This window comes from Shewanella sp. WE21 (assembly GCF_002966515.1).
Classification (GTDB): Bacteria; Pseudomonadota; Gammaproteobacteria; order Enterobacterales; family Shewanellaceae; genus Shewanella; species Shewanella oncorhynchi.
Genome location: NZ_CP023019.1, coordinates 3,768,638 through 3,790,198, shown reverse-complemented (window position 1 = coordinate 3,790,198; position 21,561 = coordinate 3,768,638). Strand labels below are relative to the sequence as shown.

The following is a 21,561-nucleotide window of genomic DNA, read 5'->3' as shown; positions in this document are numbered from 1 at the left end:
TCAATATGTCCCTTAGCCATCAGCAAAAAGTGTACATACCCAAGGAAGCCCGTACCAATCAATACATCACAGCCGAAATCAAGGTGACGGATGAGCTACTCAATCAATATCCCGATTATCAAAGCTGTTATCAAACGTTAAGCCGTTTGATATTTAATTTGGCAGAACAACACGATCTCCGTAATGTTCACGTGATCACTAACGATAAACTGCCAGTAGTGCGTTACCATACCGAAGCATATTGCTTCCAAACCACTGAACAAATTCTATTTTTTTATAACCCAGCCTACCACGAAGCCCAAAACTTATTCTCGCAAGAAAACTATCGCGCCCGCAAACTGCGCATTGTGTTTCTTGCCACAGGTGACGATATTCGCAGTAATTCCGCCAGTTTCCATATCAAGGTGCGTGAGTTGCTCACTGAATTAATGCCCTTAATGCCAATAAGCGATCTTAAGGTTAAGGTCCGCGACCATCAGCATTTATCCTATGATCTGTTCGCAAAAGCTAAGGGCTATAAAGAAACCTATGGTTATAAACTGCGCGCCATCGGCCCAAGATATAAAGCCAGAAAATGTGAGTTACAAGAAAACGTTAGCTCTCTTACCTATGTGACGGTGAGCTTGCCGCTGAGTCGCAAACTCAAACAGGGTTTATTACCTGACTCAGCCACTGACTTTACGCCTTTATATCAGCATCTTGAAGACTGCTTCCTCAAAGCGGCAGCTAATAGACAGCTGACACGCCTTGCTATGATAGCGAACGGCTTAACACCGCTTGTGCGTAACAGTAAGTTTGAAAAGCTCGACAGCAAAGCCGAAGTACAAATGATAGGGTTCGATCCTAATGCGACTGAGCAACAAGTGATCCGTCGTTGGGATGCCGATAACTTGGTCGAAGCCGCGCACTTTACCATAGTGGCAGGTACTAAGGACTGTGACGATTCGGGTTTCGGTCGCTTTATGAACAATGTTGAAACAGCCCTGAAGGCCTTTGCTGCGGACATAGGTGTCGATCCGGAGCGTGAAGATCTCATCGTACGCTTCCATCAACATATCAGCTATCAAATCTAACCCACTTCGGTATTAGCCGCGAAAGCTAAGCAAATGAAAACGCCTGCAAATGCAGGCGTTTTTACTTTTATTCACCAATAGACAGAATTACATAGGACGATTTTTTTCTATGAGGCGATTGAAAATAGCGTTCACAGACAAAGAAGCACCGTGGGCAATTTTATCGGCAAGTTTCTTTCTCACCTGATAACGTATCTTGTACACAGTACGCTCTGTGGCGAGTGACATTATCACATCATCGCTGGTCGAAATCGCATCAACTAAACCTAATTCAATAGCTTGCTGACCGTACCAATGCTCGCCAGTAGCGACTTTCACTAAATCCAACTCAGGGCGATACTTACCAACAAACGCTTTAAATAAGACGTGGGTTTCTTCGAGTTCTTCTTGAAACTTCTGTCTTCCCTCATCGGAGTTTTCACCAAATACTGTCAAGGTGCGTTTAAAATTACCGGCGGTATGTTGCTCATAATCAATTTCATGCTTTTTCAGCAGGCGATTAAAGTTAGGCAGTTGAGCAACAACACCAATAGAACCGACAATGGCAAAAGGTGCAGCATAAATTTTATTCGCTACACAGGCCATCATATAGCCACCACTGGCGGCGACTTTATCAACACAGACAGTCAATGGAATATCAGCTTGGCGTAAGCGATCTAACTGGCTGGAGGCTAAACCATAACCATGCACCATACCACCGCCACTCTCTACATTGACAACCACTTCATCGCCTTTTTCTGCGATAGCGATAATTGCACTGATTTCTTCACGCAGTGATGCGACCTCAGCGGCATCAATACTGCCCTTAAAATCAATCACGAACACTTTGCCCGTGCAGGCTTCATCTGCGGCCTTGTCTTTTGCCTTTTCGTCAGCTTTTAATTGCTTTTCATAGGCTTTGAATTGTTTCTTTGACAGAAGTTCTTCTTTTAAGCCATGCTTAAGTTCTTCTAACTCTTCAGACAAGTTAGTGATCCTCAGCTCGCCCTTATCTGATTTGTGTTTTACAGTGGAAGCCAACACCACAATAATAACGGCAACGATTGCGACCACTATTGTGACGGCTTTCGCCAAAAACATTCCATACTCGTATAAAAATTCCAAAGTGTTCTCCGTTAGGGCGTTACATCATTCAGTCAATTGCGCGCTATTCTAACAGCCTAAAGGCCCATAAAAAAACCCAGCAAAGGCTGGGTTTTTCCGATTAAGGCAAGATTAGTTAGGACAAGTCGCAATGACCTCACTGTTTGTCACTAAAATCGTCGCATCGCCCTTACCTGCAGTAGCTGCATAGGTTGCCACTTGAGTCTGCATTTCAACCGTGGCAGCCGCGGCCATACCATCCGTTGATTCCTTTTCTTTAGGATCAACAATCGAACTGTGGTGACCTTTAGCGAAGCGCACAACGCCATGACCTTTGCTCGTGCTATCGGCACAAGGTAGCCCGATGGCAGCGATCAGCGGCTCAGTGCCCGATAATGGGAAGTTATCGACGCGATTAGGCAGCACTTGGTCTGCTAAGTTACCGTTACCATCACCCGCCACTTCAATTAAGTGCACAGGTAAGCCAGTCGCTTTTAACATAGCTGCATGGTTAACAGGATCTGCAGAATCTACCGCTGTTTGAACCGCAAAGGCAAACGTCGGAATAAACTGTGCGTATACCGCCTGCACCAGTGCCGCATATTCAGGGCTACCAGGCTCATAACCTGCTGTATTAGCCGCATCGACCTGTGCTTGGAAAGTTGCAGATGCCGTAATATTACTAAACAGTACTGGGCCAAAGGTTGCAGAACCTGCGAATGATCCTGCTAATCCACCTGCTGGCGCAACTAAGGATACAGCATTGATAGCATAAGCATTTGGCAAGGCATCGCCGGTTGCAGGATTCTTCATACCTGTGCTGGCATAGGCCGCAAAATCAGTGCCCACAATGGCGCCTAAACTCAGACCTTGAGCACTGATTTTAGTCACATCAAATACTTGCGGCTGACCTGCTTGTGCTAAGCCCTGTGCTAAGCCCGTAAGAGCAAGACGCACCCCTAAATGGTCCATCGTCGCTTGACGGAAATTATCTCGCACCGACAAAGTGCTAGAAATATTCACAAACACCAACGGGTTACCATTTTTAAAGGCATCCGGTTTACCGACAACTGCACCGAAGGCAGGATCTGTCGCAGAGACTTCATAAATCCCATCACCGTTAGCATCAAATGAACGCGCACCGTGAAGTGGCATATCAATAGCAACAGTTGCAACCCCCATTGCCGCATACGTGCCGGCATAGGCCAATGACATTTCTTTACCGCCACCTAAACCGTGAAGGGCAATTGTTGTTGGCCAACCAGATGTAGGAGGAATAAACTCACGACCTTGCTGTTGATAAAAAGCGGCCAATTTCGTTGCATTGGGCATAGAAATCAGTACAGATACTGTTTCATAACCTTTGATTGCTGGAATAGGATTGAACTTAGTCAGATGTTTGGTTTTATCAACTGCCGTGCCATCGTCTAAAACCCATGTTTTACCCGCCATTAACGAGGGATTAGCTAAAGCATCAGCAGGGTTAGCAATACCATTAGCCACCGCTTGCATACCAAAATTATTCTGGCTGAGTGTGCCCGCTTGCAGTGCAAGTAGCACAGATACAGGGCTATCACCTTGGGCTTTCCAATGACCATTAATTAATGGTTTACCTTCAGCGGATAAACAACCAACTGAAGAACAATCACCGTAAATAGGCAGTTTAATTTTTGCCGTATACACATCAGCCAAGTTTGCGGCAACATAGGCAGCTCCAGCAGCTGGTGTTAAGCCCGCCACTTGAGCCACAGTCAATCCAGTTGGTGTTGGCATCTGGGCAAAGCTTGGTGCATAGGGAACTCCCTTCGCCATCAGTAATTTGGTGGTTTCATAGACGTTAGCAACAGACTGAGTGGTAAATAAGCCAGAGTAACTGATGGTTAAAGGATCGACCTTATGGGCCGCAGCAATCCCTTTCTCATAACTGTTCACTAAGGTTTGCAGCATCAATTGGTCTGGCGTTTCTAAAGGTAACGTATTGATATCCAGCTTCAACAAACCATAGGTCGTTGAAGGAGCGATACCACGACCTTCAGAATCTTGAATAAGATTCGTTGTCGCATAAATATAAGATTGCCCAGCTTTGAGTGGCTTAAGCGGAATTATTACCACTTTTTTGCCCGAAGCGGTTGATATAAAGTCAACGCCAAACTGCAACTCAGTGCCCACTTTACAGGCTGAAACTGAAGGTTTAGCCTTACATTCGGGATCAGATGATAATGCGCCGCCTACTGTGGCTTCAAACATTCTGACAGCACCCGGTTGTGAAACCGATGCCGCCATTAAGGTCAGCGGTGTACCGTCATGTTTTTTCGCCAAATCGATATCAATAGAAATCGGTGATGTTGTCGACCACCCATCTAACGCCCCAAGCGCTATTTGTGGATCAACATAATTGCCCGAGCTTTCACCCGGAATTGATAATGTGCCATCTTTGGTGCCACTGAACAGCAAATCATTCGGTAATGGAACTTTTGAATTAGCAGGGTCGAACACCATGTGCGATTCAGGGATGAGCACTTCTGTCTTATCCTTGAGTTCATTAAAACTGTCCTCACCACATCCTGTGAGGCCCAGTGCAGATGCAATCGCAACACCCAAAATGAGTCTTTTCATCTTTTTTCCCCAAATCTTGTTGTAATAGTTTTGTTTTCCCCAAGAAATTAGTCACAATAGCTTTTAGATCTGTGACCAATAGGGCTTATGTTAGCCCCTAACTCATTTCAAGTTAACGTAAAAATATTGAGTTAGCCACAAGTTTGTCACAAAGATTTTAGCTATTGATAACAAAGTTTCATTCATTTGTTTGAAACATGCGTTTATCACTTCGGCGACTCTAGAAGTGGCGGGCATTCTCGCCAAGAGGAAAAAGAGACTCATGTTGGAATATCAAGCAGCAAAAGATTTACTCAAGGGCAAGACGATTTTAGTCACAGGCGCTGGTGCTGGCATAGGCCGAACCGCCGCCATTGAGTTTGCAAAACACGGCGCCACTGTGATTTTACTTGGTAAAACAGTGAAAAAATTGGAAGCAGTTTACGACGTAATAGAACAAGCCGGTTATCCCAAACCTGCCATAGTGCCATTGGATCTTAAGGGCGCAACGGAACAAAATTATCGCGATATGGCCGATACCATTGCCGAGCAATTCGATCATTTAGACGGCTTATTACATAACGCTAGCTTACTCGGTGCCTTAGGTCCGTTTGAACACATAGATATTCCATCACTCGAAGACGTGCTCAAAGTGAACGTCACGGCCCAAGTCATGCTAACTAAAGCATTACTACCTGTGATGCGCCAAGCACCCAGTGCATCGATTATCTTTACGTCGAGCAGTGTGGGTCGTCAAGGCCGCGCCTATTGGGGACCTTATGCTTTCTCTAAGTTTGCCACCGAAGGCATGATGCAAGTTCTCGCCCATGAATGCGATGGCACCTCAGTTCGAGTTAACAGCATCAATCCAGGAGCAACCCGCACTGAGATGCGCGCTAAAGCCTACCCTGCAGAGAATCCACTGGATCTCAAAACCGCTGAAGAGATCATGCCGACCTATCTATATTTGATGGGTCAAGATTCTAGTGCCGTCAACGGACAGCAGTTTAACGCACAGTAATCGAATCGCTTATTGAGTTTCTGCCGGTATGATTCAGCAATATTAAAGGGCCTATTTATGGCTCTTTATTATTTTAGATATTCTCAAAATGAAACCCAGAACTTGTCGATGATATTAAGTACGACAAAGATAGCGCACCGCCAATCTTAGCTTAACTGAATTTTTGCAAAATAAATCATCGTTTTAGCTTTGGCGACTCTGTTTGATTCATAAAGCGAATTTTGCGTATCCAGCCGTGAGTCAGCTAACTCATGGCTGGAGTAATAACTTACCCACAACTCATTTCCATCAATAACAACGCCCGCATAACTGGTATCGCCCTTCGATGGCAGTGTCAGTAGTTCTTGAACCACGCCAGTATCTGGATGAATTTCAACTAAAGCCGTGCGAACTTGCTCATCGTATAAACGCACCACAGCCAACAAACGGGATTGATACATCAACATCACTGGCCCACCAATGCGCTTATCGAGTTCTTGCCATTGCCAATCAGTGAATGGCATTTGACTGTGGCCGAGTAAACCGACAAATTCTGGGCCCCATACGGGATCGCGCCTCAATAGACAAAAGCCGTTTTCTTGATGAAAAACAATGGCAGTTTCGTTGACATAACCTTGATTATTAAACACCTTTAACCAAGTCTCAAACTGCACCCCATCCTCACTCTTATACAAACGGGTATCACCATCAGGCCCAGCGCGATAACCCACGCCATAGAGTGCATTTTGATGCTCGGTTAAGCGCCATAACCAATAGCCTTTATCCGCGACTTTTAACGCATCCGACCACGCTAGCCCATTGGCTGAGCGCCAAAGATGTGATTGTAAGCCAGACTTATCGTGTAAAGTCCCGCCGCCGAGTAAGAGTAATTCCCCTTGATACTCAATCAGTTTGCCATCGCGTAAATCCGCCTCATCCGAACGGATCAGCGCCACGCTCTGCCAAGTGTCGCCTAAATCCGCTGAGCGTAGAATTCGTAGCGCACCATCGGGTGACACATGGGCTGTCCCTTCACGGAAAACGCAAAAAAGTGCCCCCTGAAACGTGATTAAATCGGTAAACGCATTATGGGCAGCGTGTTCCCAAATCCGTTTCACTGAAATTAGCTTCATTCATTCACTCCTCAATCCAACTGAGACTTGTTATAACATAGCTGCAAATAACAGAAAGCAAAAAGACCGCTTAGCGGCCTTTTTCATTGGGATAAAACAACTTAGCTGCGCTGACGCGATGGCTTAGGTTTTCCCGATCCGGTCACTTTATGCTTACGTACGGCGCGGCGAATTTTAGCACTCTTCACCTGAGCACGGGCTACGCTGTGTTTATCGGCAGCAAGCATAGTACGAGTTTCGGGCTCAAGACCCGCCAGCTTACGCAAGTAGTTAACTTGCTCTACGGGCAATTCAACCCAGCCACCGCGAGGCAGTGATTTTGGCAGTTCGACCATACCATAACGAATACGGATCAAACGGCTCACTTGCACTTCTTGGGATTCCCACAAACGGCGCACTTCACGGTTGCGACCTTCGCGTAAACACACATGCCACCACTGGTTCATGCCTTCGCCGCCCGCTGGTTTGATGCTATCAAACTGCGCAGGGCCGTCTTCTAACATGACGCCAGTACGTAAACGTTGCACTGTCGCCTCAGGGATTTCACCAAAGGTACGCACTGCGTATTCGCGGTCGACTTCGTTCGATGGATGCATTAAACGGTTCGCCAACTCACCATCTGACGTAAACAACAATAAGCCTGAGGTGTTAATGTCTAAACGACCAACCGCTACCCAGCGTGAATCACGCACTTTAGGTAAGCGATCGAATACCGTTGGACGGCCTTCAGGATCTTTACGACTGCAAATTTCGCCTTCAGGTTTATGATATGCCAGCACACGGCAAATCACGTCTTCGGCAGACTTTAACGAAATGGCTCTGCCATCGATACGTACTTTAGCATCAGCTTCAATACGATCCCCAAGGCTAGCAATTTCACCATCAATACTAACTCGGCCTGCAGCAATCCATGCCTCCATCTCACGACGGGAGCCATGGCCTGCACGGGCCAAGACTTTCTGCAACTTTTCACTCATTAGTATTTTGCTCTTCTGACTGTTCTGGCGCTGATTTCAAACCTGAAAAAACCGCCTGCAATGACTCAGCATCCGACAGCGGCGGTAAATCCGCTAAGGTGTCTAAGCCAAAATATGCTAAAAATTCTAAGGTAGTGGCATATAACGCGGGTCGCCCCGGTACTTCTTTATGGCCAACTACTTTAATCCAATGTCTATCTGACAAACTTTTTATGATATGGCTACTTATAGCCACACCGCGCACCTGTTCAATATCGCCGCGAGTCACAGGTTGACGATAAGCAATCACCGCCAAGGTTTCTAATGTCGCACGCGAATATTTAGGCGCCTTTTCTTGCCACAGGGGCTGCAAAAATGGACTCAAGACTTCTAAGGTCTGGAAGCGATAACCCCCAGCGACTTTCACAAGTTGCACACCTCTGTCTTGATAATCCTGCTGCAGCTCATCCAATGCAGCTTTTATTTTGTCTCTGGAAACCGTGAAATCCACCAATACAGTGTCTTTCAACATTTTCGCCGACAAGGGTTTCCCCAATACAAACAAACTCGCTTCAATAAGCTGTTTTAATTGAGTAGGATTTATCTGCATCAATTAATAGGCCTTAACGTAAATAGTTGAAAACGGCTCTGTTTGGTACAATTCGACCAATAATTCTTTGACTAATTCCATCAAAGCTAAGAAGGTGACAACCACGCCGGCACGGCCTTCTTCTAGGGTAAATAAACGTTCAAATGCCGTAAAATCTTCCGAGTTCAACATGGCTAAAATCTGGCTCATGCGCTCACGGGTCGATAACTGTTCACGCTTAACGTGATGATCTTCATAGGCATCGATACGTTTGAGTACATCACCAAAGGCACGGGCAATTTCAAACAACGAGACTTCTGGCGGGATCATTAACGGCTTAATGTCAGGTGCTGCCACTGCCTTGGCTTGAAACACATCCCGCTCGAGCCGCGGCAAATCATCGAGTTTTTGCGACGCTTCTTTAATCACTTCATAGGCTTTCAACTGACGGATCAATTGCGCCCGAGGATCTTCCTCAACCTCATCTTCAGCCACCATACGCGGCAGCAGCAAACGGGATTTAATCTCGGCAAGCGTTGCCGCCATCACTAAGTAATCAGCGGCAAGTTCGATTCTAGCCTGAGTCAGCAACGTAATATATTCTAAATACTGCGCGGTGATTTGCTGAATGGGTAAATCGACAACGTCTAATTTTTGCTTACGGATCAAATATAAAAGTAAATCCAATGGCCCTTCAAAGGACTCGAGGAACACTTCCAATGCCTCAGGCGGAATAAACAAATCCAGCGGCATTTCGGTCATTGCCTGACCACGAATAACGGCTAAGGGTAAACTTTGTTGCGTGCCCTGCATCCGCTATCTTGCTCCGTTAACACTGCGCTATCCAACCTAGGCTAACGCCAAACGCGCGATTATACCTGTAAATCTACGACGATAAAACTGCCAAATGTTGACTACCACTATCCGAATCACTTACCCGCATCCATTAGCGATAAATCTAATGCGACAGATTTAGAGGAACGGCGTGATATCACCCGCGCCTTCACGTAAAATCTCGGCGCCATCTTCAGACATATCAATCACAGTCGTTGGCTTTTCGCCTAAATAACCGCCGTGGATAATCACATCCACTTGATGCTCGAGCAAATCACGAATTTGTTCAGGATCAGACTCGGCAAATTCTGCATTCGGCATCACTAAACTGGTCGACATCAGCGGCGCATCTAAGGCTTCCAGCAACGCCAGTGCGATCACATTGTCGGGCACACGAATACCTATGGTCTTTTTCTTGTCATTTTGTAAGCGACGCGGTACTTCTTTAGTCGCTTTGAAAATGAACGTATAAGGCCCAGGCGTGCAGCTTTTTAGGATGCGATACGCCTGATTATCGACTTTAGCGTAGGTCGCAAGCTCGGATAAATCACGGCACATCAAGGAAAAGTTATGATCGTTCTCAATTTGACGAATTCTCGCCATCCGCGTCATCGCGTCTTTCTCACCAATCAAGCAGCCTAAGGCATAGCCCGAATCGGTGGGATAAACAATCACACCGCCGCTTTTCAATACGGCGACCGCCTGACTAATAAGCCGCGTTTGCGGATTTACTTCATGTACATAAAAAAACTGACTCATGGTCGTTCCATCCAAGATTCCGATTGCCAGACCCAATCAATACCTTGGGGCTGATACAGATTTTTACCTAATTCTATCCAATTGCTCGGAAAGTGAAAATCACTCCCTATCGATGCAAGCAACTGGTTTTGGACACTCAGCGCCACAAGATTGGCCCTGTCGTCTAATGTTTGCTGGCCAAGCACTACTTCCATGGCATCTCCACCCGCTTCTTTAAATTCACGCACTAAGCGCTTAAGCCACTTAGCCGATAACTTATAACCACTGGGATGCGCCAACACGGCTAATCCACCTGCGTTATGGATGATATCAATGGCACTGGCCATATCACCCCAATTATTAGGCACATAACCGGTTTTACCGCGTGCAAGATAGCGTTTAAAGACGCTAGGCATATCCACAGCATGACCATTTTCAGCCATCCAGCGAGCGTAATGTCCACGGCTCAATGCCGCATCACCCGCCAACGCCTTAGCACCTTCGTAGGCACCTTCAATGCCAGCTTTAGCTAATCTATGACCAATTTCTTGAGCCCGTAATTCACGTAATTCACGCTGGTTTTCTAAAAATGCTAATAACGCTGGATTATCAGCATCGAAGTTAAGCGCCACTATGTGGATATCGTAACTGTTCCAGCGAGTAGAGATTTCCACGCCAGAAATCAATTTCAATGGAGTAGCTTGAGCCTGATTAAAGGCACGGGCTTCAGGTAAACCAGCCACTGTGTCATGATCGGTAATGGCAAATAACTGCACACCCTTTTCAAGGGCTCTTGCCACCAATTCAGACGGTGTTAACTGACCATCGGACGCGGTCGTGTGGCTATGTAGATCAGCCAATATGCTTTGAGTATTCATGGCGCTATTGTACGCGAACTTGTTAACAAATGCGCTGTTATCTCGTATTTTGTGGCTGAGTAACATCAATTTTATGCATCATTGCAGCGAATAAATCGCAGGAAGTGAAAAATATTCAATTGACATTCAGCTCCAGCTAAGGTTTTCTATACACCAATTGACTGAATTAGCGAGACCCTTTTGAATGACACACATTAACGCTTCATTAAACATCATTTGGTGGTGGCACTTCCCAACGTAGCGGGTGGTGTGAAGCTCTGTGCTCATTTGAAAGTGACCAGAATCAACAAGAAGCCCGCAGAAATGCGGGCTTTTTTGTTAGGTGCGAAAAATGTCGGCAGACTCGGGTAAAAAAATTAAGAAAGCGAGATAACTCATGATGTTAAAGACATTTTATAAGGTAGCTGGAATATGAACATGCCCAAACAGACATTCGCACGCTCAAGCACACTCAAGGCGGCATTAACCTACCACAGCGATCCACTACGCTTATATCAGCATATCACCCAAGATGCGCCCCATACTATGTTGCTCGAATCGGCCGAAATCGACAGTAAAGATCACTTAAAAAGCATGGTAATGACCCATGCCGCCATGATGATCCGCTGTGACGGTTATCAGCTGACCTTCACCGCACTGACCGACAATGGCGCGAGCTTACTTGCTCCCATCGCGCTCTTTTTCAGTACTGCTGTCAATGTGGCCCGAGATAACTTGACCTTAGTCGTCACGCTGCAAAAAGACACTCAGCAGCAGGATGAAGATGCACGCTTAAAATCGACCTCGCCACTCGATGGCCTGCGGATGTTTATCCAGCAGATTGATTGTGGCGCTCATACTGACAGCCAGACTAAACCCGCCTTTGAGGCTCTGTTTTTAGGTGGCGTGCTGGCCTACGACTTGATTGATACCGTCGAACCACTGCCAGCCGTACCGAACCGCGATAACGATTGTCCTGATTACTTATTTTACCTCGCTGAAACCTTAATTCTTATCGATCATAAACTGAAACAAGCCGACATCATTACCCATAACTTCAGTCACGATTCAGCTCAATATGCCGCCATCACCGCAACGCTAAGTGAGCGGGTACAAAGTTTAACTGCAGAGTGTAAAACCCTCGGTAATTCACCTGCCGATATACCGACACTGGTCGCCATCGACGCAACTGAGCAAGTCAATATTTCCGATGAGGTGTTCAAACAAACCATTATCGATTTGAAAGAACACATTATTGCGGGCGATATTTTCCAAGTAGTGCCATCCCGTAGCTTTAGTTTACCTTGCCCCAATACTTTAGGGGCTTATCGCGCCCTGCGCCTGACTAACCCTAGCCCTTACATGTTTTATTTCAGGGGCCAAGATTTCACCCTATTTGGTGCCTCACCAGAAAGTGCGCTCAAATTTGATGCCAGCAGTAATCAGGTGGAAGTCTACCCGATTGCAGGCACCCGCAAACGCGGTAAAACCGCCACCGGCGAGATTGATTTTGACTTAGACAGCCGTATTGAACTCGAACTGCGTTTAGATAAAAAAGAACTGTCGGAACACTTAATGCTGGTCGATTTAGCCCGCAACGATATCGCACGCATCAGCCAAAGCGGCAGCCGTAAAGTCGCCGAATTATTAAAAGTTGACCGTTATTCCCACGTCATGCACCTCGTCAGCCGTGTAACGGGTCAACTGCGCCAAGATTTAGATGCGCTGCATGCTTATCAGGCCTGTATGAATATGGGCACATTAGTGGGCGCACCAAAAGTACGCGCATCACAACTGGTACGCCAAGCAGAAAAAGCCCGCCGCGGCAGCTATGGTGGCGCCGTGGGTTACCTTAATGCCCTTGGAGACATGGACACTTGCATCGTTATCCGCTCCGCCTTTGTTAAAAATGGCACCGCCTTTATTCAAGCGGGCGCTGGCGTGGTATTCGATTCGGATCCCCAAAGCGAGGCAGATGAAACCCGTCAAAAAGCCCAAGCCGTGATTTCGGCCATCAAGATGGGCGCTGGACTGCTAGTAACTGAATCGTCAGCTCAATCCACTTCAGCACAATCCTCTTCAGTGCAATATAAATAGGAGCCAAACATGAAACTCTATCTACTCGATAACTTTGACTCCTTTACCTATAACCTAGTGGATCAATTTCGCAGCCTTGGCTGCGAGGTAGTGATTTACCGCAACGATGTTGCCGCCGATTATATCGCGGAAAAACTGCTTAACGAACAAGAGCCTGCAGCCCTCGTGTTATCACCAGGACCAGGTGCCCCCCATGAGGCAGGTTCTATGATGGCACTTATCGCCAAAGTTGCGGGTAAGGTGCCTATGCTGGGTATCTGCCTTGGGCATCAAGCTATGGTGGAATATTACGGCGGCACAGTGGCACGCGCACCTTTTGTGGTGCACGGCAAGGCAAGCCCCACTTTCCATGACGGTACTGGCGTATTTGCCGGTTTGCCCTCTCCCCTGCCCGTTGCCCGCTATCACAGTCTCGTTGCCACTCAAGTACCGGATTGCTTGCAAGTGATCGCAACCACTGACGCTATGCCGATGGCGATTTTGCACGCACAGCATAAAGCCGTTGGGTTTCAGTTCCACCCAGAATCGATTCTGACGACGTTGGGCAGCACACTGCTCATTCAAACCTTAGCATTTCTAACCCAAGACATGACAGCAGGAGTAAATGCATGAGTACAAACAATATTCAGCCTTTACTCGACGTTTTATACCAAGGTAAGAGTTTAAGTCGCGAGCAAACCTTTGAGATTTTTAGCGCGTTAATTCGCGGTGAAATGAGTGAAGCCACTATGGCAGGCATGTTAGTCGCACTCAAGATGCGCGGCGAAACCATTGATGAAATCAGCGGCGCCGCCGATGCCATGCGCGCCGCCGCCAAGACGTTTCCCTACTCGAATGGCGATAACCTTAGCAATGGCATCGTTGACATAGTTGGCACCGGTGGCGATGGCTTTAATACCATTAATATTTCCACCACAGCGGCCTTTGTTGCCGCGGCGGCGGGCGCTAAGGTCGCCAAACACGGCAATCGTAGCGTGTCGAGTAAATCGGGTTCATCGGATCTTTTGGCGCAGTTTGGCATTGACTTAACCATGTCACCAGACACCGCCAGTCGTTGCCTCGACGCATTGAACCTGTGCTTTTTATTTGCGCCCCACTACCACGGCGGAGTAAAACATGCGGGGCCGGTCAGGCAAGCACTGAAAACGCGCACTTTATTCAATGTGTTAGGGCCACTTATCAATCCTGCCCGCCCCGAATTTATGTTACTTGGCGTTTATAGCCCTGAGTTAGTCTTACCGATAGCGAAAGTATTAAAGGCGCTTGGCACAAAACGCGCTATGGTAGTGCACGGCAGCGGTTTAGATGAAGTCGCGCTGCACGGCAATACCCAAGTGGCCGAATTAAAAGACGGCGACATCATAGAGTATCAACTCACGCCCGCCGATTTAGGTGTGCCTTTAGCACAAATCAGTGACTTAGAAGGCGGCGAACCCGCGCAGAATGCCTTGATCACCGAGGCAATTTTAAAAGGTTACGGCACAGATGCGCATGCCAATGCGGTCGCCATCAATGCCGGTTGTGCTTTATATGTGTGTGGGATTGCTGATTCAGTGAAAACAGGAACCTTACTTGCGCTCAGTACCATACAAAGCGGTAAAGCCTTTGAATTGTTAAGCCAATTAGCTAAAGTCAGCAGTGAAACAAAGGAATAAGTGGCAATGACTCAAGAACTGATAACAAATAGCCAAGATATGAGAACTCAGCCACAGGCAGAAACAAACCCTATGCCAAAAAGTAATGTGTTAACCCGTATAGTCGATACCAAAGCGGCCCATATTGCCGCACTGAAGCTGCGTTTCCCCGAGGCAAGCTTGTCGCCAAAAATCTCTGACCGCAGTTTATTTGCCGCACTCAAGGCGCCCAAGGCGAGTTACATTTTAGAATGTAAAAAAGCCAGCCCCTCCAAAGGGCTTATCCGTGATGTTTTTGATGTAGAAGCCATTGCCGATATTTACGGAAAATATGCGGCGGGCATTTCAGTATTAACCGACGAGCAGTTTTTCCAAGGGGATATGGACTATATCCCTAAGGTGCGCGCTCGGGTGAACCAACCTATTCTGTGCAAAGATTTTTTTGTGGACGAATACCAAATTAAACTCGCCGCCCACCAAGGCGCCGATGCCATTCTGTTAATGTTGTCCGTGCTTAATGATGAACAATATCAAGGTCTAGCGAAAGAAGCCGCTAAGTATCAACTCGATGTGCTGACCGAAGTCAGTAACGAAGAAGAACTTAAACGCGCCATAGCATTAGATGCGCCGATTATCGGGATCAATAACCGTAACTTAAGGGATTTGAGTACCGATCTCGCCACCACAGAAGCCTTAGCGCCACACATTGGCAGCGACCGCGTGGTGATCAGCGAATCAGGCATCTACAACAATCAGCAAGTACACCGCCTGAGTCCATTGGTTGATGGTTTCCTCGTCGGTAGTTCGATAATGGCCGAGGCTGATATCGACTTAGCCTGCCGTAAATTGATCTTCGGCCACAATAAAGTCTGCGGCCTCACCCGCATGGAAGATATTCGCGCCGCGGCAACGTCAGGCGCCGTCTATGCCGGGCTGATTTTTGCTGAAAAATCCCCGCGCGCGTTAACCCTTAACGCCGCTGAACAATTGCTCAGGGAATATCGCGCATCCGCGGCTCCCGCCATTGAATTCGTCGGCGTGTTTGTTAACGCCGCGCCAAGCACCATTACGGATACCGCAGCCTGTTTGCAGTTATCTGCCGTACAGTTGCACGGCACGGAAACTGAACTTGAAATCGCACAGCTCGCCGAGCGTCTTGAGCAAGCGGGACTTACAACTCAAATTTGGAAAGCCGTCAGCGTCGATGCGCAAACGGGTGAGCTAGGTAACATTCCTCAGGGTGCACAGCGTTATCTCTTTGATAGTAAAACGGCAGACCAATTTGGCGGCTCGGGCCAAGCCTTTAATTGGCAAAGCATTGATGTGAAATCCCTCTGCCCACAAAAAGCCCATGCCATGTTGGCTGGCGGACTCAACGCCGACAATGCGGCCAGTGCCAATGCCCAAGGATTTTACGGTTTAGATTTTAATTCTGGCCTAGAAACCGCCGCAGGAATTAAATCGGCGCAACTGATCCAAACGGCTTTTGCCCATTTACGTCTCTAGCCTATCGCGCTAAGCAAGAAGCCCTAGATGCTGTTGGTGCAGGACAAGAGTGATGCTCAACAAACAATATGAACCTATTAATGCCAGTGGCCAAATAGATAACGATGCGGTTAACCCCAAGACGCTGTTAGCACCATCAAGCCACTGACAAACTGATTGATAAGATAAGGAAAAAGGTATGTCAAAGTTAAAGCTTAACCCTTATTTCGGTGAATACGGCGGCATGTATGTGCCACAGATTTTAGTGCCAGCCCTTAAGCAATTAGAAACTGCCTTTGTGGAAGCGCAGGAAGATGAAGACTTTAAAGCCGAGTTTACCGATTTATTGAAAAACTATGCGGGTCGCCCAACAGCACTGACCTTAACCCGCAATTTAAGCCCAAATCCTATGGTGAAAATCTACCTTAAACGGGAAGATTTACTCCACGGCGGCGCCCATAAAACCAACCAAGTGTTAGGCCAAGCCCTGCTGGCTAAGCGCATGGGTAAAAAAGAAATTATTGCCGAAACCGGTGCAGGACAACACGGCGTTGCCACCGCCCTTGCCTGCGCGCTATTAGGTTTAAAATGTAAAGTCTATATGGGTGCCAAAGACGTTGCGCGCCAATCACCTAACGTATTTAGAATGCGTTTGATGGGCGCGGAAGTGATCCCTGTCACCTCAGGTTCTGCCACCCTAAAAGATGCCTGTAACGAAGCGATGCGCGACTGGTCTGGCAGCTACGAAAAGGCCCACTATTTACTCGGCACAGCTGCGGGGCCACATCCGTTCCCAACAATCGTGCGTGAATTCCAACGCATTATTGGTGAAGAAACCAAGAAGCAAATGCTGGAACGTGAAGGTCGCCTGCCCGATGCCGTTATCGCTTGTGTTGGCGGCGGTTCCAACGCTATCGGCATGTTCGCTGACTTTATCGACGAACCAAGTGTCGAACTGATTGGCGTCGAACCTGCGGGTAAAGGCATAGACACGCCAATGCACGGCGCGCCGCTTAAACACGGTAAGACAGGTATTTTCTTCGGCATGAAAGCGCCTTTGATGCAAGACAGCGAAGGGCAAATCGAAGAATCTTACTCGATTTCAGCCGGATTGGACTTCCCCTCCGTTGGCCCGCAGCACGCGCATCTTAATGCCACAGGCCGCGCCCGTTATGAATCGGCTACCGACGATGAAGCCTTAGAAGCCTTCCAACAACTGGCGCGCTGTGAAGGTATTATCCCCGCATTGGAATCGGCGCATGCTATCGCCTATGCCGTCAAAATGGCGCGCGAGTGCACCAAAGAAACCATTTTAGTGGTCAATCTTTCCGGTCGTGGCGACAAAGATATTTTCACCGTTTCTGACATTTTGAATGGTAAAGAGGAATAATAAACATGAGTGACACGTCTACCAACACTGGCCGTTACCAAGCCACCTTTGCCAGACTCAACGCCGAAGGCCGTGGCGCTTTTGTCCCCTTCGTCACCCTTGGTGATCCTAGCCCTGAGTTATCGCTAAAAATTATCGATACATTAGTGCAAAACGGTGCCGATGCCTTAGAACTGGGCTTTCCGTTTTCCGATCCCTTGGCCGATGGCCCTGTGATCCAAGGCGCTAACCTGCGTTCTTTAGCCGCTGGCACGACTCCAACGGCGTGTTTTGAATTACTGGCGCAAGTGCGTGCAAAATACCCAGAACTACCAATCGGTTTGCTGCTGTATGCGAACTTGGTGTTTGCTAACGGCATAGATGCGTTTTACGCCAAAGCGCTGCAAGCGGGTGTGGATTCAGTGCTTATCGCCGATGTGCCAGTGGAAGAATCTGCGCCCTTTAGCGAAGCCGCTAAAGCCCATGGTATTGCGCCGATTTTTATCGCGCCGCCCAATGCCGACAGTGAAACCCTGGAGCAAGTGAGTAAAAGTGGTGAAGGTTACACCTATCTCTTATCCCGCGCGGGGGTGACAGGCACAGACACGAAAGCTGGCGTGCCGGTAGAGGAAATTTTATCTAAATTAAAAGCCTTTAACGCCCCGCCACCGCTCCTCGGTTTTGGTATTGCCGAGCCTTCACAGGTAAGCGCCGCCATCAAAGCGGGCGCTGCAGGGGCGATTTCTGGCTCTGCCGTAGTAAAAATCATCGAAACCCACCAGCACGATGAAGTTAAGCTACTTGCAACGCTTGGGGAATTTACTCGCGCAATGAAGGCTGCAACCTAAGCGAGTCTTGATTTAAATAATCCAATATAAATCAAGAATTCAATTACAAATAAAATAAGTGAGGTAGACTCGTCGCCTCGCTTATTTTGTTTGTATTTACCAAGCTCTATGTTTACTCAGCCTTTATCTCCCTCAAACACAATCTATCAAGGCAATACTGACACTCACGCAGTACTACACTGACAGCGTATTTATTTAGTCACAGTTCCTCGATAGAATGCCCTATCGAAGAAAAACGGACTTTTTATGCAGTATCGGATCTATATTCTCGAATTAACGCCTTGGGGCTGTGGTTTTGAAGGTGAAGTTGCAGGTAAATGCGATAATGGTGCACCAATTTGGTTTTACTACCAAGGTAGCGATCAGCAGGCCGAAATTCGCTTTCCGGTTAACCAATGGGTCACAGTTGAATTGCTTGGCCGATTAGCAAGTGCAAGTCTTCAAGCTGATATGATTAAACAAACGCCACACCAGCATCTGAAGTTTCCGCTGCATAACTGTCACTTTGAAGCTTCAGGACAAATCATCGACATCAGCCAAACACCCGAAGATACAATTTACCTGTTGCAATCAAACCTACCGCTCCCCTTTGATAATGAACTTGGGAAATCCCCTATCTCGCTAGGCCATTGGGTTAATGTAACAGGCGAGCTTTGGGTAACAAATTGGATGAATTGAGTCGATAAAAAAAGGTATAGTGCTAGCCTGTAACAAATCATTCGCCTGATACATATCCATTAGAGGATCCGATGACCATTTCTAAATCTTTACCCGATAACAAACCTCGTACTTTTTTGGGGACACCCAAATTACCGGCAAAGTATGCCACTGTGGTGATGCCATTTTTTCTCTCTATTCTCATGAGTTGTATCGTTTCTGGGATCAGCACTTTCAATGGCGTTGGCGCTTCACCGCAATTTCTCGAACTCTGGCTCGGCGCTTGGCTGATCTCATGGGTTGTCGCCTTTCCGACACTGCTGATGGTGTTACCTTTGGTGCGTAAAATCACAGCTCATTTTGTCGATTTACGCTAGTTTTACGACTTAATCTTCCGATTTAACTATTTTATTTCAAAGCCGTTTTAGGACGGCTTTATCTTGAACTCCTTCTCTTATGCGTACAGCGACTAAAAATTACATCGATAATTGCTCGATCTGTTACCCTGCCAATATTCACTTAAACTAAAACAGTACGACCTACATCATACCAATCGTATTAAATCAAAGCGCTCATTGAGCCCCCTGTCCACGCTTTACAATGGATTTACACTGACCGTTTAGCGGCACCTATGTTTATTGTATAAGGATGACATGACTCCCACCTAAATCAATTTTCCTCTGCTCTCGAACCAACTCAAGCATGAATGTAACCCACTGTATTTATATATTTTATAAAAATAGAGATCGTAAAATCCTAAATGATACATCCCCAAAACGCTGCCTAATTATCACTCCTTTATCATTTACTTATTTGTACCATTAACCGTATCTGCCCCCCTTATTTATCAGTTAAAAGTATTAACCTACAGCCCCGCGCAAATGAGAATGGTTTGCATTTGAATATTTTCACATGCTAATTTACCTACCGTTGTCGGGACAGAGACAGCAGGAAATGGCCTAAGGACTGAGCTAAAAATAGCGAGTTGATCAACGCAAGATAAATAGCCAAACAGTCTATTTTGATAACCGCATTCACTTTGGTTTGCGTCCTTAGGTAACTGATTACTGGATCGGCAACGCGCAGTAGCATGTTGCCAAGGAGGCGTAAGTGAGTACACAGCAAAGGGAAATGGATCGCGAAATCTTTGATCTACTTGGCATAGGCATTGGCCCATTCAATCTTGGCCTCGCCGCCTTATCAGAACCTATTCACGACTTTAACTGCTTATTTTTAGATGCTAAAACCAGTTTTGACTGGCATCCAGGCATGCTACTCAAATCCTCAAGATTACAAACACCCTTTATGTCGGATCTGGTGACTATGGCCGATCCCACCAGTCGCTACAGTTACCTTAATTTTGCCAAGCAAACGGGCAGACTTTATCCCTTTTATATTCGTGAGAATTTCTTTTTACCCCGCCACGAATACAACTTGTATTGCCAATGGGTGAGCCAACAACTCAGCAACCTTAAATTTGGTTTTAAGGTCACTCAAGTGGATTACAACGCAGGTGAAAGTATTTATCGAGTTACAGGTTTTGATAGGCGCAGTGGTAAAACCCATTCCTATCAATGCCGAAAGCTAGTGCTAGGCACTGGCACTGAACCTTATCTACCAAAGGATTGCCCAATCCAAGATGCACGGGTCATGCATACCGCCTGTTATATGCAGCAAAAAACCTACCTGCAGAGTCAGAGTGCCATCACTGTAATTGGCAGTGGCCAAAGTGCGGCGGAAGTGTTTTACGATCTACTACAAGATATTGATACCTATGGCTATCAACTCAATTGGATGACACGATCAGCGCGTTTTTATCCCTTGGAATATACCAAGCTTACTTTAGAGATGACCTCGCCAGATTATGTCGATTACTTCCACGAGTTGACCCCTAATCAAAGATGCTCACTGATCGCCAGCCAGAAACAACTCTACAAAGGAATAAATTCTGAGCTGATAAACGACATTTACGATTTGTTATATCAAAAACGTCTATTGGCCGATTTTCAATGCCGACTGATGACGAATGCGGCGCTGACTCATATCGAGCCCCAAGCCAATATGCTCAAGTTGCATTTCCACCACAATGAAAAAAATCACACCTTTGAGCAAGAAACGGGCGCCGTCATTTTAGGCACAGGTTACCACTATCGTTTACCCGAGTTTATCAGTGGTATTAAACAACAAGTCGAATTCGATGACGCCGGACAACTTAGCGTGCAGCGTGATTACAGCATAGATATTCGAGGGGATATTTTTGTCCAGAATGTCGGTTTGCATACCCATGGGATAAGCTCTCCAGATCTGGGTATGGGCTGTTATCGCAACGGCACCATCTTAAAAGCTGTGCTCGGTTATGCGCCCTACCACATTGAGGAACATATCGCGTTTCAAACCTTCGATCCGGCCAAACTTGCCAGTCATCAGCCCTGCGGCGCCAATGCAATTAACACGTTGGATCTTAATCCAAGACATTTTCCTAAGGCGCCACACAGAAAAACTCAAGTTGATGCGCCACAAACTATCCCTCCAACCAAGATTCCAAGTTCTGGCGCAAGTTCAGGCGCGGGAACCAATATGCCGGTCTTAATGGCGCCGAACCAGGAGGCATAA

At 46.9% G+C, this 21,561-nt stretch carries 19 protein-coding genes and 1 other annotated feature; of the genes, 11 read left to right on the top strand and 8 right to left on the bottom strand.

Going from position 1 to position 21,561, the window contains the following annotated elements; genetic code table 11:
• The first annotated feature begins 5 nt into the window (after positions 1 to 5).
• Positions 6 to 1,073 (top strand): DUF3083 family protein, encoded by a 1,068-nt coding sequence (locus CKQ84_RS16855; protein WP_105252127.1) that lies wholly within the window; start codon positions 6 to 8, stop codon positions 1,071 to 1,073.
• A gap of 87 nt (positions 1,074 to 1,160) precedes the next feature.
• Here CKQ84_RS16855 and sohB read toward each other — a convergent pair whose 3' ends face one another.
• On the bottom strand, positions 1,161 to 2,177 hold the full coding sequence (gene sohB, locus CKQ84_RS16850) for a protease SohB (RefSeq protein WP_105252126.1): 1,017 nt from the start codon (positions 2,175 to 2,177) through the stop codon (positions 1,161 to 1,163).
• A gap of 111 nt (positions 2,178 to 2,288) precedes the next feature.
• The gene (locus tag CKQ84_RS16845; protein WP_105252125.1) at positions 2,289 to 4,772 is read right to left on the bottom strand and encodes a VolA/Pla-1 family phospholipase; all 2,484 of its coding nucleotides are present in this window, start codon (positions 4,770 to 4,772) and stop codon (positions 2,289 to 2,291) included.
• 262 nt (positions 4,773 to 5,034) lie between these two features.
• Here CKQ84_RS16845 and CKQ84_RS16840 point away from each other — a divergent pair, with 262 nt between their 5' ends.
• Entirely contained in the window at positions 5,035 to 5,772 is a 738-nt protein-coding gene (locus CKQ84_RS16840; RefSeq protein ID WP_105252124.1) for a YciK family oxidoreductase, read from the top strand.
• A 146-nt stretch (positions 5,773 to 5,918) separates the two neighbouring features.
• Here the strand turns inward: CKQ84_RS16840 and CKQ84_RS16835 are convergent, their stop codons facing one another.
• The 6 genes from CKQ84_RS16835 to CKQ84_RS16810 form a co-directional block, all read right to left on the bottom strand.
• The gene (locus tag CKQ84_RS16835) at positions 5,919 to 6,884 is read right to left on the bottom strand and encodes a hypothetical protein (RefSeq protein ID WP_105252123.1); all 966 of its coding nucleotides are present in this window, start codon (positions 6,882 to 6,884) and stop codon (positions 5,919 to 5,921) included.
• A 101-nt stretch (positions 6,885 to 6,985) separates the two neighbouring features.
• Positions 6,986 to 7,861: a 23S rRNA pseudouridine(2605) synthase RluB gene (rluB, locus tag CKQ84_RS16830; protein ID WP_028760991.1), complete on the bottom strand. Its 876-nt coding sequence runs from the start codon at positions 7,859 to 7,861 to the stop codon at positions 6,986 to 6,988.
• The gene (gene scpB, locus CKQ84_RS16825; protein WP_105252122.1) at positions 7,854 to 8,450 is read right to left on the bottom strand and encodes an SMC-Scp complex subunit ScpB; all 597 of its coding nucleotides are present in this window, start codon (positions 8,448 to 8,450) and stop codon (positions 7,854 to 7,856) included. The genes rluB and scpB overlap by 8 nt, the downstream gene beginning before the upstream one ends.
• A 3-nt stretch (positions 8,451 to 8,453) precedes the next feature.
• A complete protein-coding gene (locus CKQ84_RS16820; RefSeq protein ID WP_105252121.1) occupies positions 8,454 to 9,242 on the bottom strand; it encodes a ScpA family protein in 789 nt (262 codons plus the stop codon).
• 159 nt (positions 9,243 to 9,401) lie between these two features.
• Complete coding sequence (locus CKQ84_RS16815) at positions 9,402 to 10,022, bottom strand: L-threonylcarbamoyladenylate synthase (protein WP_028760994.1); 621 nt, start codon at positions 10,020 to 10,022, stop codon at positions 9,402 to 9,404.
• Positions 10,019 to 10,879, bottom strand: coding sequence for a PHP domain-containing protein (locus tag CKQ84_RS16810; protein ID WP_105253095.1), 861 nt, complete (start codon positions 10,877 to 10,879; stop codon positions 10,019 to 10,021). Before CKQ84_RS16810 ends, CKQ84_RS16815 begins: the two co-directional genes overlap by 4 nt.
• A 211-nt stretch (positions 10,880 to 11,090) precedes the next feature.
• Positions 11,091 to 11,198, top strand: a sequence feature (Trp leader region).
• Between the two features lie 98 nt (positions 11,199 to 11,296).
• On the opposite strand from CKQ84_RS16810, the gene CKQ84_RS16805 reads away from it, so the two are divergent.
• The 9 genes from CKQ84_RS16805 (at position 11,297) to CKQ84_RS16765 (ending at position 21,561) form a co-directional block, all read left to right on the top strand.
• Positions 11,297 to 12,955: an anthranilate synthase component 1 gene (locus tag CKQ84_RS16805; RefSeq protein ID WP_105253094.1), complete on the top strand. Its 1,659-nt coding sequence runs from the start codon at positions 11,297 to 11,299 to the stop codon at positions 12,953 to 12,955.
• A gap of 9 nt (positions 12,956 to 12,964) precedes the next feature.
• On the top strand, positions 12,965 to 13,567 hold the full coding sequence (locus CKQ84_RS16800) for an aminodeoxychorismate/anthranilate synthase component II (protein ID WP_105252120.1): 603 nt from the start codon (positions 12,965 to 12,967) through the stop codon (positions 13,565 to 13,567).
• Positions 13,564 to 14,610 (top strand): anthranilate phosphoribosyltransferase, encoded by a 1,047-nt coding sequence (trpD, locus tag CKQ84_RS16795; RefSeq protein WP_105252119.1) that lies wholly within the window; start codon positions 13,564 to 13,566, stop codon positions 14,608 to 14,610. The genes CKQ84_RS16800 and trpD overlap by 4 nt, the downstream gene beginning before the upstream one ends.
• Before the next feature lie 6 nt (positions 14,611 to 14,616).
• A complete protein-coding gene (gene trpCF / locus CKQ84_RS16790; protein WP_105252118.1) occupies positions 14,617 to 16,095 on the top strand; it encodes a bifunctional indole-3-glycerol-phosphate synthase TrpC/phosphoribosylanthranilate isomerase TrpF in 1,479 nt (492 codons plus the stop codon).
• A 178-nt stretch (positions 16,096 to 16,273) separates the two neighbouring features.
• Positions 16,274 to 17,464, top strand: a complete 1,191-nt coding sequence (gene trpB, locus CKQ84_RS16785) for a tryptophan synthase subunit beta (protein WP_105252117.1) — start codon at positions 16,274 to 16,276, stop codon at positions 17,462 to 17,464.
• A 5-nt stretch (positions 17,465 to 17,469) separates the two neighbouring features.
• Positions 17,470 to 18,291, top strand: coding sequence for a tryptophan synthase subunit alpha (gene trpA / locus CKQ84_RS16780; protein WP_105252116.1), 822 nt, complete (start codon positions 17,470 to 17,472; stop codon positions 18,289 to 18,291).
• A gap of 246 nt (positions 18,292 to 18,537) precedes the next feature.
• Positions 18,538 to 18,969, top strand: coding sequence for a glycerate kinase (locus tag CKQ84_RS16775; protein WP_105252115.1), 432 nt, complete (start codon positions 18,538 to 18,540; stop codon positions 18,967 to 18,969).
• Positions 18,970 to 19,040: 71 nt separating this feature from the next.
• The gene (locus CKQ84_RS16770; protein ID WP_028761002.1) at positions 19,041 to 19,325 is read left to right on the top strand and encodes a DUF2798 domain-containing protein; all 285 of its coding nucleotides are present in this window, start codon (positions 19,041 to 19,043) and stop codon (positions 19,323 to 19,325) included.
• 733 nt (positions 19,326 to 20,058) lie between these two features.
• Complete coding sequence (locus CKQ84_RS16765) at positions 20,059 to 21,561, top strand: lysine N(6)-hydroxylase/L-ornithine N(5)-oxygenase family protein (RefSeq protein WP_105252114.1); 1,503 nt, start codon at positions 20,059 to 20,061, stop codon at positions 21,559 to 21,561.

Excerpts from the sequence above, each read along its gene's own strand:
- CKQ84_RS16775 (WP_105252115.1), top strand. The coding sequence starts at position 18,538 with ATGCAGTATCGGATCTATATTCTCGAATTAACGCCTTGGGGCTGTGGT.
- CKQ84_RS16855 (WP_105252127.1), top strand. The coding sequence starts at position 6 with ATGTCCCTTAGCCATCAGCAAAAAGTGTACATACCCAAGGAAGCCCGT.
- CKQ84_RS16810 (WP_105253095.1), bottom strand. The coding sequence starts at position 10,879 with ATGAATACTCAAAGCATATTGGCTGATCTACATAGCCACACGACCGCG.
- trpB (WP_105252117.1), top strand. The coding sequence starts at position 16,274 with ATGTCAAAGTTAAAGCTTAACCCTTATTTCGGTGAATACGGCGGCATG.
- trpCF (WP_105252118.1), top strand. The coding sequence starts at position 14,617 with ATGACTCAAGAACTGATAACAAATAGCCAAGATATGAGAACTCAGCCA.
- CKQ84_RS16840 (WP_105252124.1), top strand. The coding sequence starts at position 5,035 with ATGTTGGAATATCAAGCAGCAAAAGATTTACTCAAGGGCAAGACGATT.
- CKQ84_RS16820 (WP_105252121.1), bottom strand. The coding sequence starts at position 9,242 with ATGCAGGGCACGCAACAAAGTTTACCCTTAGCCGTTATTCGTGGTCAG.
- trpD (WP_105252119.1), top strand. The coding sequence starts at position 13,564 with ATGAGTACAAACAATATTCAGCCTTTACTCGACGTTTTATACCAAGGT.
- scpB (WP_105252122.1), bottom strand. The coding sequence starts at position 8,450 with ATGCAGATAAATCCTACTCAATTAAAACAGCTTATTGAAGCGAGTTTG.
- CKQ84_RS16770 (WP_028761002.1), top strand. The coding sequence starts at position 19,041 with ATGACCATTTCTAAATCTTTACCCGATAACAAACCTCGTACTTTTTTG.
- CKQ84_RS16845 (WP_105252125.1), bottom strand. The coding sequence starts at position 4,772 with ATGAAAAGACTCATTTTGGGTGTTGCGATTGCATCTGCACTGGGCCTC.
- rluB (WP_028760991.1), bottom strand. The coding sequence starts at position 7,861 with ATGAGTGAAAAGTTGCAGAAAGTCTTGGCCCGTGCAGGCCATGGCTCC.
- CKQ84_RS16800 (WP_105252120.1), top strand. The coding sequence starts at position 12,965 with ATGAAACTCTATCTACTCGATAACTTTGACTCCTTTACCTATAACCTA.
- trpA (WP_105252116.1), top strand. The coding sequence starts at position 17,470 with ATGAGTGACACGTCTACCAACACTGGCCGTTACCAAGCCACCTTTGCC.
- CKQ84_RS16835 (WP_105252123.1), bottom strand. The coding sequence starts at position 6,884 with ATGAAGCTAATTTCAGTGAAACGGATTTGGGAACACGCTGCCCATAAT.
- CKQ84_RS16815 (WP_028760994.1), bottom strand. The coding sequence starts at position 10,022 with ATGAGTCAGTTTTTTTATGTACATGAAGTAAATCCGCAAACGCGGCTT.
- CKQ84_RS16805 (WP_105253094.1), top strand. The coding sequence starts at position 11,297 with ATGCCCAAACAGACATTCGCACGCTCAAGCACACTCAAGGCGGCATTA.